Genomic DNA, 12,931 nt, shown 5'->3' with positions numbered 1-12,931 from the left:
ACCCCGCGACACGCCGGGCGCGCCGGTGTGCGTACCTGAATTGCGAACGCACGCGGTGCGCGCCCTGCGCGCCGGCTGTTCTGCGCGCGCTGCGCGGCTGCGCGCGCTGCGCGCGGTGCGCGCGGTGGCGCGCGTCAGCCCTGCGCGCGGCGGTTCGTGCGCTGGTTGCGGCTGGGGCTCACGAGGCTGCCGACGCGAAGCGGCTGCTTCGCCGACGAGCGGCCCTGCGAACCGGATGCTCCGCGCTTCGCGCCCGACGCCTGCGCGGGCTGGCCCGACGCCTGACGCTGCGCGCCCGTGGTCTGCGCGCCGCGGCTGTGGCCCTGGCCGCGCTTCGGGGCGCTGGCCTTGGCTTCGGCCGGACGGCCCGAACGGTCGCGCCGGCGCGGGCTCGAGACATCCGCCGCCTGGCCCTGACCGCCGCCGCGCGCCGCGCGCTTGCGCTGCGCGTTCGCACCCTGCGACCGCCCGCCGCCCTGCTGGGGCGCGGCCGACTTCGGAGCCGGCTTCACGTACGGCGCGACCTCGCCGACGAGCGCCGTGACGCTCGGCGACGACGGGGTGACCCGCTGCGGGGTGACCTGGATCGCAGCCTTGCGCAGCAGCTTCTTCAGGTCGTCCATCTGGCCGGGGATCGCGATCGTGACCACGTCGCCCTCGCTGCCGGCGCGGGCGGTGCGGCCCGAGCGGTGCAGGTACGCCTTGTGCTCCATCGGCGGGTCGACGTGGATGACGAGTTCGATGTCGTCGACGTGCACGCCGCGGGCCGCGACATCCGTGGCGACCATGACGCGCACCGAACCGTCGCCGAACGCGGCGAGGTTGCGGTCGCGCTGCGGCTGCGACAGGTTGCCGTGCAGGTCGACGGCGGGGATGCCCTGCTCGGTGAGCTTCTTCGCGAGCTTCTTCGCCTGGTGCTTCGTGCGCATGAAGAGGATGCGACGGCCCATGCCGCTCGCGAGGGTGCGCACGAGCTCGTTCTTCTGGTCGGTGTCGGCGACCTCGAACACGTGGTGGGTCATCGCCGCGACGTGCGAGGTGGCCTCGTCGACCGAGTGCAGCACCTCGTTGTGGAGGAAGCGCTTCACGAGCTTGTCCACGCCGTTGTCGAGCGTCGCCGAGAACAGCAGGCGCTGGCCGTCGGCGGGCGTCTTGTCCATGATGCGCGTGACGACTGGCAGGAACCCGAGGTCGGCCATGTGGTCGGCCTCGTCGAGCACGGTGATCTCGACGGCGTCGAGGGTGACGTGGCCCTGCTTCATGAGGTCTTCGAGCCGGCCGGGGCAGGCGACGACGATGTCGACGCCGGCGCGCAGCGCGTCGACCTGGCGCTTCTGGTTGATGCCGCCGAAGATCGTCGTGGTCTTCATGCCGTAGGCGGCGGCGAGCGGCGCGAGCACTGCGTCGATCTGGGTGGCGAGCTCGCGGGTCGGGGCGAGCACGAGGCCGAGCGGGCGGCCCGCGCGACGGCGGCCGCCGGCGAGCTTCGTGCCGAGGCGCGCCACCATGGGCAGCGCGAAGGCGATGGTCTTGCCCGAGCCGGTCTTGCCGCGGCCGAGCACGTCGCGGCCGGCGAGCGTGTCGGGCAGGGTGTCGGCCTGGATCGGGAAGGGGGAGGTCTTGCCGTCGGCCGCGAGCACGGCGACGAGCGGGGCGGGCACGCCGAGCGTGCCGAAGGTCAGGTCGGTCATGAGGTCCTGTTCGGGTGGGCACCGGGGTTCAGGGCGCAGCCGGATGCCACGCCCGGGCGCGCATCGTGGCGCGAACCCTGCGGTGAGAAGTGGGCGAAGGCGCCGGTCGGCGCATCCGTTCGCCGTATGAAATCCATCAGGCCGGAAGCCCGGAAAGCGTGTCTACGACGCAGGCCGCACGACGGCGGCCGTGCACCACCATAGCGGATCCGGCTGGACGCCCACTCAGCGAGCCCCCGTGCCCCCGCCCGTGCCCCCTGCCCCCGCGGTGTGCTGTGCTGTGCGCAATTCAGGTCGGGAGCGGCGTGTCGCGGCGTGTCGCCGGGGAAACCGGGGCGCGACACACCTCCGAACCTGAATTGCGTTCCGGGGAGGGAGGGGGTGAGAGGGGGTCAGCGGGGGTCAGCGGGGCATTCGCTCGCCGACCGGCACTTCTTCGCGCAGCGTGTTGCCCGCCTGCGCCAGCGGGCACGACCACGACGGGTCGTATGCGCACGACGGGTTGTACGCGAAGTTGAAGTCGACCACGAGGCTGTCGTCGTCGGCTCCGGGGCCGAGGTCGGCGCCCTTCATCGTGTCGAGCAGGTAGCGGCCGCCGCCGTACGTGCCGCCGGGCGCGCCCGCGAGCCCGTCCTTCACGGGCAGGAACAGTCCGCCCGCGTACCCGGTGATGCGCCAGACGTCGAGCGTGCCGAGATACGGCAGCCGCACGGTGCCGACCAGCAGCATCGGGATCGCGCCGTCGGTCGCGGTGTCGACCGTGATGCGCACGGGCTCGTCGGGGCGGCGCACTCTGAGCTCGAACCGCCAGTCGGGGTCGTACGGCGCCACGGTGAGCCCCGTGAACCGGGCGCGATCGTCGGGCAGCAGCGGCGACTGCGGGTGGCCCGCGAAGAGTTCGTCGCGGCCCGACTTCCACAGCTCGTGGCCGGTGCGCGGGTCGCGGGCGCTGAGCTGGCGGACCCCCGCGTAGAGGCCGGCGACGCGCCGTCGCCAGTCGGCGAGCTGCAGGGCGGCGAGGGTGGCGCTCATCGGTCGCCTCGCGCGCGGCCGGCGGATGCCCCGGACGAGACGGATGCCCCGGACGAGACGGATGCCTCGCGGCCGGCGCGGGCCGTCGCATCCGCACTGCCCGGCGGATCGAACGCCCACCCGGGCGCGAGCGCGCGGATGCGCGCACCCCGCCACTGCCAGAACGCCCACAGCGGGTACCAGATCGCCGCATCCGCGATCGGCGACCCGGTCGACGCCCGCAGCCGGTCGCGGTACAGCGTGCGCCCGCCGGGCAGCGGCGAGACCGCCATCCGGTGGTCCCACGACTCGAGCGCGGCGAACGGGCCGGTGACCGCCCCGCCGCCGTCGCGGAGCATCCGCACGCCGTCGGGCAGCCCGCCCGGGTACGACACGTCCACGAACTCCTCGCCGGTCGGCCAGCGCCGGAACGCGAGCGCCTGCAGCCGGTGGCGCCCGGGCGGCCAGGTGGTCGGCAGGCCGTCGGGTTCGAGGGACGAGAAGTCGAGCCACGGCGCCACCACCTCGCGCAGCACGGACGGGCTGCGGATCGCGCGCCACGCGGCATCCGCATCGCAGTCGAGGGTCAGCTTGAGAAGCACCCGCATGAGCGAAGCGTAGGCCGAGCGGATGCCGCGGCGCAGCATTCCCGGCCGACGCGGCGGAGGTGCGGGGTCACGTCATAGACTCCCCGGCATGCTGGACGCGCTGTGGTGGGTGCCTTCGCTCGTGGTCTTCGGTGCGGCCGCGGTCGTCGCCGTGGGCGCGGTGGTGGGGGTGCGGCGGCTCGGCGCCGGCCGCGAACGCCGCGCGCTCGACGGCGTCCGCGCCGACGAGGTCGAGGCGAAGGTGCTCATCGTCCGCGCCGACGAGGCGGTGCGCGAGGCCGAGCGGGAGGCCGGGTTCGTCGAGGCGGGCTTCGGGTCCGAGGCGGGCCGCGTCTTCCGGGCCGAGATCGAGCGGGCGCGGGGGCCGCTGCGCGAGGCGCTGCTCCTCCAGCAGCGGCTCGACGACGCGATCCCCGACACCGCCGCGCAACGGCGGGAGTGGAGCGGGCGCATCGCCGCGCTCTGCGGGTCGGTGCTCGAGATCGTCGAACGGGCGGATGCCTCGGCCGCCGACGCCCGGGCCGCCGAGCGCGACGCCGCCGGGCGTCTGCCGCAGGTGCGCGAGCGCGCCGCAGCCCTCGAGGTGCGACACGGCGAGGCGGTCGCACGGCTCGACGCACTGGCGGCCCGGTACGCCGGGACGGCGCTGGCGACGTCGCGCGACGCGGCCGATCGGGCGGCGACGGCGCTCGCCGAGGCGCACCGGCTCGACGGCGGCGGTCTCCTCGCCGCCCCCGCCGTGGCGCGGCTCGAGGCCGTGCTCGCCCGCGCCGAGCGCGAGCTCGCCGAGGCGGAATCCGCCGAACGGCGCCTCGACGACGCGGCGGTCGCGCTGACCGGCGACGAGCAGCGGCTCGAGGCCGCGCTCGACGCCGCCAGAACCGAGGCGGATGCCGCGTCGCGCGACCTGGCCGACCCGCGCCTGTCCGCTGCCGCCGAGGAGCTCGGTGCGGCGATCGCCGCCGGCTCGGCCGCGCTCGCCGAAGCACCCGCAGGGCTCCCGGATCCGCTCGCACGGCGGGCGCGGCTGCGCGCGCTCGGCGACCGGCTCGACACCGCCCTCGCCGAGGTGCGCCGCGCGGGCGGGCGGCTCGACGGCGCGAGGTCCGCGCTCGCCGGGGCGCTGTCGATCGCCGAGCACACGCTGCGCGAGGCATCCGCCGTCATCGATCGCGGGCGCGGCCGCGTCGGAGCCGACGCGCGCACCCGCCTGGCCGACGCCGAGCGCGAGCTGGTGATCGCCCGACAGGAACCCGACCCGGTGGCCGCGCTCGACGCCGCGCGCCGCGCCGCGGCCCGCGCCGCCGACGCCGACGCGCTCGCCCGCTACGACCTGTCGCGCTGAACGCCGGCGCCGGTGCGTCCGGGACGACCGGGCCCACGGGGAGAAATATGACGCGGCCGACATGAGCGCCGGCGCCGCCGCCGATAGGGTGCACGGGTGAGTTCGGCCGCATCGCAGTCCAGGTATCAGGTCCGCTTCGAGCAGGGCGCCGACGGTCTCGCGCGCGTCGGCGAGGGCATCGACATCGTGGTGTGGGCCGATCCGCTCGTCGACGACGAGACCGCCGGTGCCGCCGCGCTGGCCGCGCTCGCTGCCGCGAACGGCGTGCGCCCCGAGGCATCCGTCGCCGTCGCCGGCTTCGTGGATGCGACCGCGACCGCCCGCTGGATCCTCGCGGAACAGGAGCGACTCGGCCGCCGCGCCTACCTCGCGGTGATCGCCGCCGACCGCGGCGACGGTTTCGACGCGATCGACCTGCTCGCCGCGGGCGCCGTCATCGACGCGCTGACCACGCTCGGCATCGACGACACATCGCCCGAGGCCGCCGTCGCCTGCGCGTCGTTCGCGGGGCTGCGCCGTGCCGTGCGGCACCTTACGACCGCGTCGGGCGCCGGGCGTGCCGCCGCCGAGGCGGGGCGCACCCACGAGCAGCTCCTGGCGGCGGGGCAGCTCGACGCCTCCGACGCACCGCGCGTCGTGCGCCAGGCCGGCGCTCGCGGCTAAGCCGCTTTCGCCAGCTTGCGGGCCCGGTGCGCCCGCACCTTCGCCCGGTTGCCGCAGCGCTGCATCGAGCACCACCGACGGGTGGCCGCACGCGACGTGTCGAGGTACACCATGCCGCAGTCGTCGGCGCTGCACGCGCGGATGCGCCCGTGGCGATCGGGCGAGAACAGGTCGACGGCGTCGCGCGCGATCGTCGACATCGCCTGACCGACGGTCTGCACCGAGCGGCCCGCCTGCCGGGACCCGCCGGCGAGGGTCGGCGGGATGTCGGGGGTCGCGGCGACCAGGTTGATCACGTCGATGTCGTCGCCGCGCAGCTCCTGTCCGCGGCTCGCGGCCAGTGCGAGCCGCGAGATCGCGTCGCGCAGCATGGTCGCGTCGAACAGGTCGCGCGTGCGCGCCGCGCCGATCGCCACGGGGAAGCGGTCGCGCAGCCAGACGCTCAGGTCGTCGGGGCTGTGCAGCTGTTCGATGACGGATGCCTCGACGGCGAGCCCGCCCGTGTACCCGAAGTCGAGCGCGAGCGAGCCCGAGTCGAACCACCAACGCTGGCCGTCGGGGGAGACGATCCACTGGCCGACGGGGACGGAGACGGTGGAGACGGTCACCGTTCTATCTAAGCGGCTGGGGCGGGGTGCTCGTGTCGCCTGCGCCCAAGGTCGCGCCCGCGCCTGCGCTCGCCGCGAGCCGGCGCATCGCCGGCGTGATCTCGCGGCGGCGCCACACGATGAGGTTCGCCCGGTCGAAGCCGCGGCGGCAGAGCCCGCAGCTCAGCGCCCGCACGGGCGGCCGGTAGCGGTAGTGCACGTGGCCGGCGGGGCAGCGGCCGACCCAGGGCGCGAGTTCGTGCACGACGGCCCCGTCGTGCGTCCGGCGGCCGATGTAGCCGAGGCCCGCGGCGATCTGCGCCCACTTCGGGCCATGCCCGGCGCGCTCGCCGGCGAGGGCGTGGGCGACCTCGTGCAGCAGGATCTGGTGGATCTCGTCATCGCCGTAGCGTGCCGCGAGGTATCGCGACACCGTGATGCGCCGCTGGGTGTAGTTGCAGAGGCCGGCGCGTTTCTTGGCGTGGTCGAAGCCGAAGCTCCACTCGGCGGGGTCGAGGTGCTCGGCGATGAGCACTTCGGCCCACTTCCGCACCCGCTCCAGATCCGCCATGGACGAAGAATAGCCCCGCCCCGGTGACACCGCACCGACGACCTTCCGACGCCCGCGTCACCCCGCCGGTGCGAGCGGAACCCGCAGCAGCCGGTCGTCGTCGGGGCCGGGCGATCCGCGCCCGTCGGTGTTGTTCGTGAGCACCCAGAGTTCGTCGCCCTCGCCGGGCACCACGTCGCGGATGCGCCCCAGTTCTCCGGCGAACCAGTCGGCCGCGGCCGGCGCCGCCTCCGAGGCATCCGTCGCCGGGGAGACCGCCCAGACCCGCTCGCCGCGCAGCGCCGCGAGGAACACGGTGTCGCCGACGACCGCGAGCCCGCTGGGGCTCGCCTCCGAGGTCGCCCACTGCAGCACGGGGTCGCTGAACCGCTCATCGCCCGCGATGCCCTCGACGACCGGCCAGCCGTAGTTGGCCCCGCGGGTGATGCGGTTCAGTTCGTCCCACGTGTTCTGGCCGAACTCGCTGGCCCACATGCCGCCCGCGGCATCCCACCCGATGCCCTGCACGTTGCGGTGGCCGAGGCTCCAGACGCGGTTGCCGAACGGGTTGCCGGGCGCGGGCGCCCCGGCTGGGGTCATCCGCAGGATCTTGCCGTTCGGCGACGCCGGATCCTGGGATGCCTCGCGCACGCCCGCGTCGCCCGTGGTCGCGTACAGGAACCCGTCGGGGCCGAACGCGAGCCGCCCGCCGTTGTGGTTGCCGGCCTTCGCGATGCCGGTGAGCACCTCCTGCGGGGCGCCGATCGCGTACGAGCCGGGCCCGCCGGTGAGCGGCATCCGCACGATGCGGTTGTCGTCGGCGGCGGTGAACATCGCGTAGAGGTACGCCGGGTCGGTGCCGTCGGTCGGGCGGTGCGCGAGGCCGAGCAGACCTCCTTCGCCCGACGGCACGACACCGGGCACCTGGCCGACCGTGCGCAGCGAGCCGTCGCCGGCGACCTCGATGATGCGGGCGGTGTCGCGCTCGGAGACCAGCACGCCGCCGTCGGGCAGGCGCACCGCCGACCACGGCGCGTCGAGCCCCGTTGCGATGACGCCGGGGGCGCCCGCCGGCTGCATCGGCACGGGCGGGGGCGATGGGGTCGCGGGTGCGGTGAGGGTCGGGTCGGGCGAGGGCGAGCCGGGCCCGGATGCCTCGGGAGAGGCGAGCACGCTCGGCGTGGGCGCCGGCCCGGCGGTGCACGCGGCGAGCACGGCCGCCATCAGCAGCGACCCCGTCAGCCGGGCGACGGTCGACGCGGCGCGCCGGGTGCCCGCGCCGGCCGTGCGGCGCGCGCTCGAGATCGCGAGCGGATGCCGCATCGCGCGCCGATCGTCGGCCGATCCCATCTCTCCAGTGTCCCGCCGACGGCGGCACAATGGGAGCATGCCCGCGAGCATCGACCTGAACTGCGACCTCGGCGAGTCGACGCCGGCCAGGCCGATCGCCGACGAACCCCTGTTCGGCGTGGTCTCGAGCGCGAACGTCGCGTGCGGATTCCACGCCGGCGGCGACGCGACCATGCGCCGGTCGGTCGAGCTCGCGATCGTGCACGGCGTCGTGCTCGGAGCGCACCCGGGGTACCGCGACGCCGAGGGCTTCGGTCGCCGTGAGCTCGGCACGCCCGCCGACGAACTCGCCGCCGAGCTGCTCGCCCAGCTCGAGGCGCTCGACGGGGTCGCTCGTGCGGCCGGGCAGCGCGTGCGGTACGTGAAGGCGCACGGCGCGCTCTACCACCGGCTCGGCGTCGACGAGGTCGCGGCGCGGGCGCACGCGCGGGCGATCGCCGCGTTCGATCCGGCGCTCGCCGTGCTGGGCGCGGCGGGCGGCGCGCTCGAGCGGGCGGCGGATGCGACGGGGCTGCGGTTCGCCCGCGAGGCGTTCGCCGACCGCGGGGTGCGGACCGACGGGTCGCTCGTGCCGCGTGGCGAGCCGGGCGCGGTGCTCACGGACCCGGCTGCGGCCGGACGTCGCGCGGTCGAGCTCGCGGCGCGCGTCGACGTCGACTCGATCTGCTTCCACGGCGACACCCCGGGTGCGGCGTCGATCGGCCGGGCGGTGCGCGACGCGCTCGAGGCGGCCGGGTTCGCGGTGCGGTCCTTCGCGACGGAGCCCGTGGCATGACCCGGCGCATCCTGCCGAGCGGCGAGCACGCGCTGCTCGTGGAGTGCGCCGATCTGCCCGAGGTGCTCGCCCTGCACGACGCGCTCGCCGCCGACCGGCCCGCCGGACTCGTCGAGCTGGTGCCCGCGGCGCGCACCGTGCTCGTCGTGATCGACCCGCTGCGCCTCCCGCTCGAGTCGGCCGAGCGGTGGATCCGGCGCACGGTCGCGGGTGCGGCGGCTGCGGCGGCTGCGAGGGGAGGGGCGGATGCTCCCGAGCCGGCGTCGCCCGCACCGCTCGTCGTCCCCGTGGTCTACGACGGACCCGACCTCGCCGACACCGCGGCGTCGCTCGGCGTGAGCGCCGACGACCTGGTCGCGCGGCATACGTCGACCCCGTGGCGGGTCGCGTTCATCGGGTTCGCGCCCGGATTCGGTTACCTGGTCGGCGACGGCTGGCCGTTCGAGGTGCCGCGTCTGGCGTCGCCGCGCACGCGCGTGCCAGCGGGTTCGGTCGGTCTCGCCGGGGCGTTCACCGGCGCGTACCCGCGTGAGACCCCCGGCGGGTGGCGGCTGATCGGCCGCACCGACCTCGCGCTGTGGGATCCGAGCGCGCCCGACCCCGTGCTGCTCGTGCCCGGGCGACCGGTGCGATTCGAACGGGTCGGCCCGTGAGCGCGGCATCCGGTGCCGCCATCGAGGTGCTCGACACCGGGCCGCTCGCGCTCGTCGAGGACCTCGGCCGGCCGGGCCTCGCCCACCTCGGCGTCGCGCCATCCGGTGCGCTCGACCGCGGTGCGCTCGCGTTCGGGAACCGGCTGGTCGGCAACCCCGCCGGCGCAGCCGGGCTCGAGCTGCTCGGCGGCGGGTTCCGCGCCCGCTTCACCGCCCCGCGCTGGTTCGCCGTCACCGGCGCGTGGGGTGCGGTGCGACTCGACGGGCGGCGCATCCCGCCCGACGCGGCCGCGCACGCCGACGCCGGATCGACCCTCGAGCTCGGCGCACCCGAGCGCGGTCTGCGCTGGTATCTCGCGGTCCGCGGCGGTGTCGACGAGCCGCCCGTGCTCGGCTCGCGTTCGACCGACACGCTCGCCGGGATCGGCCCCGAGCCCGTCGCGACCGGGCGCATGCTGCGGTTCGGCGGCGAGCCCGAGGCATCCGTGCCCGCCTTCGACGGCGCGGTCGCGCCGCCGCCCGATGGTGCGGTCACCCTCGCGCTGCGCCCCGGTCCGCGCGCGGAGTGGTTCACGGATGCCTCGCGGCAGGCGCTGTTCGAGGCGACCTGGCGGTGCTCGCCCGCGGCCGACCGGGTCGGCGTGCGCCTCGACGGGGTGCCGCTCGAGCGCCGCGTCGACGGCGAACTGGCGAGCGAGGGCACGGTGCCCGGGTCGATCCAGGTGCCGCCGTCGGGGCTGCCGGTGATCCTGCTGGCGGACCGCCCGGTGACCGGCGGCTACCCCGTGATCGCGATCGTCGCCGACGCCTCGCTCGACGCCGTGGGGCAGCTGCGCCCGGGCCAGCCCGTGCGCTTCCGCCACGCGTAGCGGGCCGACCGCCCGCGGGAGAGGATCGCAGCGGGTGCGACGCCGGCCGGGTCAGCGCGAGAGGAAGACGGAGCGGGCCGGCGGCGGGCTCGGCACCGCGGTGGCATCCGTCGCGATCTTCGCGCCCGCGACGAATCGGCGCAGTTCGTCGCCCTCGACGAGCTTCGCGGGGGCGGGGTCGCTCGCGAGCAGTCGGGGCATCCGATCGAAGGGCAGCGGCGACGCGGAGGCGTACATCACGACGTTGCCGAAGCGGCGCCCCTTCAGCATCTGCGCGTCGGCGGCGATCGCGACGTGCGCGTGCACGTGCTGCAGGGTCGCGGCCTGCGAGCGGGCGAACGCGAGCCCGGCGCCGTCGGCCACGTTCACGGTGACGATGCCCGAGGGGCGCATGCGCCGCGCGAGCAGTTCGTGGAACTCCACGCTCGTCACGTGCGCCGGCGTGCGCGCACCCGAGAAGATGTCGACCACCGCCACGTCGACGGCCCCGTCGAGCCCGGCGGGCAGCTTCTGCAGCACCTCGCGCGCATCGCCCGTGCGCACCCGGATCTGCTCGCCGCGGGGGAGCGGCAGGTGCTCGCGCACGAACTCGACGAGGTCGCGTTCGAGCTCGACGACCTGCTGGCGGGATCCGGGGCGGGTCGCCGCGACGTAGCGCGGCAGGGTGAGCGCCCCGGCGCCGAGGTGCAGCGCGGTGATCGGCTCGCCCTCGGCCGCCACGAGGTCGATCGCGTGCCCGATGCGGCGCACGTACTCGAAGCCGAGCCACTCGGGGCGCTCGAGGTCGACGTGCGACTGCGGGGTGCCGTCGACGACGAGGGTCCACGAGCCGGGCTGCTGGCGCGACGGCTCGAGCCGGGCGAGGTAGCCGCTGTCGGCGAGGCGGCGTTCGGGGGCGTCGGGCACGGATGCCACGCTACGCCCTCGCCCCGATCACGGCACCGTCTGCACTCGGAGGCACCGCATTCGGTGCCCTCGACTGAAGACGGTGCCTTCGGTGCGGTTCGCGGTCAGCACGCGTCCCACAGCACGTAGTCGAGGCGCGGGCCGACGAGCACCTCGGCGGGGTGCGGGCCTCGTTCGCGCAGGCGCTGCTCGAGGAGCGGCGGCAGCCCATCCGGGGCGGCGACGAGCACCGCGTTGCCCTCCTCGGCGCCGCCGAGCACGGTCGGGTCGCCCGCGACGAGCAGCTCGGCCTCGGGCCGCACGCGCGCCACGACGCGCGCGAGTTCGCGAAGCCGCGCGAGCCCCGCGGCATCCGCCACATTGGCGACCAGCATCCCGCCCGTGCCGAGACGGTCGACCGCATCCGCCAGGAACGCGCGGTCGGTCGTGAACGCGGGCGGCTCCAACCCGGTGTAGAGGTCGAGCACCACGAGGTCGTACGCCGCCTTCGCGAGGGACGGCAGCGCCGTCGAGGCATCCGCCACCGAGATCGCCAGGTCGGCGCGGGCCGGAAGCGGCAGCCGCTCGAGCACCTGCCGAACCAGGTCGGCGTCGTGCTCGACGACGAGCTGGTGCGAGCCGGGCCGGGTCGCCTCGACGTAGCGGGGCAGGGTGAGCCCGCCGCCGCCGAGGTGCAGCGCGCGGATCGGCTGACCCGGCAGCCCGATCGCGTCGATCACGTGCCCGATGCGCCGCACGTACTCGAAGAACAGCCGGGTCGGGTCGGCGGGGTCGACGTGCGACTGCGCGTGCCCGTCGACGAGCAGGGTGACCCCGCCGGCGATGCCGTTCACGTCGAACTCGATGCCCATACCGGCATCGTGCCACCGGCGCCGCCGCACCGCTCGCCTACGGCGTCGGCGACCCCGGCGCGCGCTCGGCTTCGAACGCGTCGAGGGCGGCGGTGAGCAGGGTGTCGCGATCGAGGCCGGTCCGGGCCGAGAGCTCCGCGATGCGGCGTTCGAGATCGGATGCTCCGCCGGATGCGTCGTGGGTCGGCGCTGCCGCCGGCGCATCCGCCGGGGCGACGGCTTCGGGCCGATCGCGCAGCAGCCCGCCGATGACGGGCAGCACGATCGTGCCGAGTGCGTCGACGATCGCGACGATGCCGAGCACGCGCCAGTAGTCCAGGTTCGACGGCCACTCGGTGAGGATCGGCAGCAGGACCATCACGGCGACCACCGCGACGGCCGCGAGGGTGACCGCGAGCGCGACCCGGATGGCGGGGTGCCGTCGGCCGGCGAGGAGCAGCAGCAGATTCGCATGGGCGAGGCTGAGCGCGGCGACGGCGGCGATCAGGAACCCGCGACCGACCGGCTCGATCCATCCGGCGACCTCGGGCGTCCACGGAACCCAGATGGTCACGACCCCGAGCACGAGTGCGATCGCACTGACGGCGAGCCCGACGAACCCGACGACCCGCACCGAGCGACCGGCGATCGCGAGGTGGCAGAGCACCACGCTGCTGAACCCCGCGACGAGCAGCGTGGTGAACAGGACCCTGACCTGCGCGTCGCCGAAGTCGGAGCCGAGCAGCACGAGGATGCCGATGAGCGCGGTGACCGCGAGCGAGACCACCAGGACGATGACCGCACCCCGGCGGATGCCTCGCAATCGCGTCGTGCGGGGATCGCGGGGCGGGGCATCCGTCTGGTGCGTGCCGGGCGCGGAATCGGGCATTTGGCCTCCTCGTCAGGGTGGTGCGTGCACCAAGGATGCCGGTTCGCGGCCCGTCCGCACAGCGGCCCGCGCGGGGTTATACCCGAGATCGGCGACGAGGTCAAGAATTCGACTGGACATGGCGCGTCGGATCGCTTATAGTTGAGGTTTGCGCTCCCAGACCCAACTTGCCTTCATATTGCGGTCGGCTTCCATGCGAGTCCG

General features: G+C 75.3%; 14 protein-coding genes. 5 read left to right on the top strand and 9 right to left on the bottom strand.

Going from position 1 to position 12,931, the window contains the following annotated elements; translation table 11 throughout:
• Positions 1-134 precede the first annotated feature (134 nt).
• The 3 genes from MTO99_RS10740 to MTO99_RS10730 form a co-directional block, all read right to left on the bottom strand.
• Positions 135-1,691: a DEAD/DEAH box helicase gene (locus tag MTO99_RS10740; RefSeq protein ID WP_243553604.1), complete on the bottom strand. Its 1,557-nt coding sequence runs from the start codon at positions 1,689-1,691 to the stop codon at positions 135-137.
• Between the two features lie 402 nt (positions 1,692-2,093).
• The gene (locus MTO99_RS10735; protein WP_243553603.1) at positions 2,094-2,723 is read right to left on the bottom strand and encodes a DUF1684 domain-containing protein; all 630 of its coding nucleotides are present in this window, start codon (positions 2,721-2,723) and stop codon (positions 2,094-2,096) included.
• Positions 2,720-3,310: a hypothetical protein gene (locus MTO99_RS10730; RefSeq protein WP_243553602.1), complete on the bottom strand. Its 591-nt coding sequence runs from the start codon at positions 3,308-3,310 to the stop codon at positions 2,720-2,722. The genes MTO99_RS10735 and MTO99_RS10730 overlap by 4 nt, the downstream gene beginning before the upstream one ends.
• 88 nt (positions 3,311-3,398) lie before the next feature.
• Between MTO99_RS10730 and MTO99_RS10725 the strand changes: the two genes are divergently transcribed.
• Both MTO99_RS10725 and MTO99_RS10720 read left to right on the top strand, forming a co-directional pair.
• Positions 3,399-4,655 (top strand): hypothetical protein, encoded by a 1,257-nt coding sequence (locus tag MTO99_RS10725; protein WP_243553601.1) that lies wholly within the window; start codon positions 3,399-3,401, stop codon positions 4,653-4,655.
• Positions 4,656-4,751: 96 nt separating this feature from the next.
• The gene (locus MTO99_RS10720; protein WP_243553600.1) at positions 4,752-5,318 is read left to right on the top strand and encodes a hypothetical protein; all 567 of its coding nucleotides are present in this window, start codon (positions 4,752-4,754) and stop codon (positions 5,316-5,318) included.
• Here MTO99_RS10720 and MTO99_RS10715 read toward each other — a convergent pair.
• The 3 genes from MTO99_RS10715 to MTO99_RS10705 are packed head-to-tail and all read right to left on the bottom strand — an operon-like array spanning position 5,315 to position 7,805.
• Entirely contained in the window at positions 5,315-5,926 is a 612-nt protein-coding gene (locus MTO99_RS10715) for a CGNR zinc finger domain-containing protein (protein WP_243553599.1), read from the bottom strand. The genes MTO99_RS10720 and MTO99_RS10715 overlap by 4 nt on opposite strands.
• Positions 5,927-5,930: 4 nt before the next feature.
• Positions 5,931-6,476 carry a SprT-like domain-containing protein gene (locus MTO99_RS10710; protein ID WP_243553598.1) on the bottom strand — a complete coding sequence of 182 codons (546 nt, stop codon included), beginning with the start codon at positions 6,474-6,476 and terminating at the stop codon, positions 5,931-5,933.
• 57 nt (positions 6,477-6,533) lie between these two features.
• Positions 6,534-7,805, bottom strand: a complete 1,272-nt coding sequence (locus MTO99_RS10705; protein ID WP_243553597.1) for a PQQ-dependent sugar dehydrogenase — start codon at positions 7,803-7,805, stop codon at positions 6,534-6,536.
• Positions 7,806-7,842: 37 nt separating this feature from the next.
• On the opposite strand from MTO99_RS10705, the gene MTO99_RS10700 reads away from it, so the two are divergent.
• Genes MTO99_RS10700 through MTO99_RS10690 form a run of 3 tightly spaced genes read left to right on the top strand, consistent with a single transcriptional unit; the run spans position 7,843 to position 10,102 of the window.
• Positions 7,843-8,580 (top strand): LamB/YcsF family protein, encoded by a 738-nt coding sequence (locus MTO99_RS10700; RefSeq protein WP_243553596.1) that lies wholly within the window; start codon positions 7,843-7,845, stop codon positions 8,578-8,580.
• The gene (locus tag MTO99_RS10695) at positions 8,577-9,233 is read left to right on the top strand and encodes a 5-oxoprolinase subunit B family protein (protein WP_243553595.1); all 657 of its coding nucleotides are present in this window, start codon (positions 8,577-8,579) and stop codon (positions 9,231-9,233) included. Before MTO99_RS10700 ends, MTO99_RS10695 begins: the two co-directional genes overlap by 4 nt.
• Positions 9,230-10,102 carry a 5-oxoprolinase subunit C family protein gene (locus MTO99_RS10690; protein ID WP_243553594.1) on the top strand — a complete coding sequence of 291 codons (873 nt, stop codon included), beginning with the start codon at positions 9,230-9,232 and terminating at the stop codon, positions 10,100-10,102. Before MTO99_RS10695 ends, MTO99_RS10690 begins: the two co-directional genes overlap by 4 nt.
• 51 nt (positions 10,103-10,153) lie before the next feature.
• On the opposite strand, the gene MTO99_RS10685 is transcribed toward MTO99_RS10690, so the two are convergent.
• The 3 genes from MTO99_RS10685 to MTO99_RS10675 form a co-directional block, all read right to left on the bottom strand.
• Positions 10,154-11,008: a spermidine synthase gene (locus MTO99_RS10685; protein ID WP_243553593.1), complete on the bottom strand. Its 855-nt coding sequence runs from the start codon at positions 11,006-11,008 to the stop codon at positions 10,154-10,156.
• Between the two features lie 104 nt (positions 11,009-11,112).
• Positions 11,113-11,859 (bottom strand): spermidine synthase, encoded by a 747-nt coding sequence (locus tag MTO99_RS10680; RefSeq protein ID WP_243553592.1) that lies wholly within the window; start codon positions 11,857-11,859, stop codon positions 11,113-11,115.
• A 37-nt stretch (positions 11,860-11,896) separates the two neighbouring features.
• Complete coding sequence (locus tag MTO99_RS10675) at positions 11,897-12,727, bottom strand: hypothetical protein (RefSeq protein WP_243553591.1); 831 nt, start codon at positions 12,725-12,727, stop codon at positions 11,897-11,899.
• Positions 12,728-12,931: the final 204 nt, after the last annotated feature.

The organism is Agromyces larvae, from assembly GCF_022811705.1.
In the GTDB taxonomy this organism is placed as follows: Bacteria; Actinomycetota; Actinomycetes; order Actinomycetales; family Microbacteriaceae; genus Agromyces; species Agromyces larvae.
Note: the sequence above shows the minus strand (reverse complement) of the source record. Positions and strands in the feature narration are given on the sequence as shown.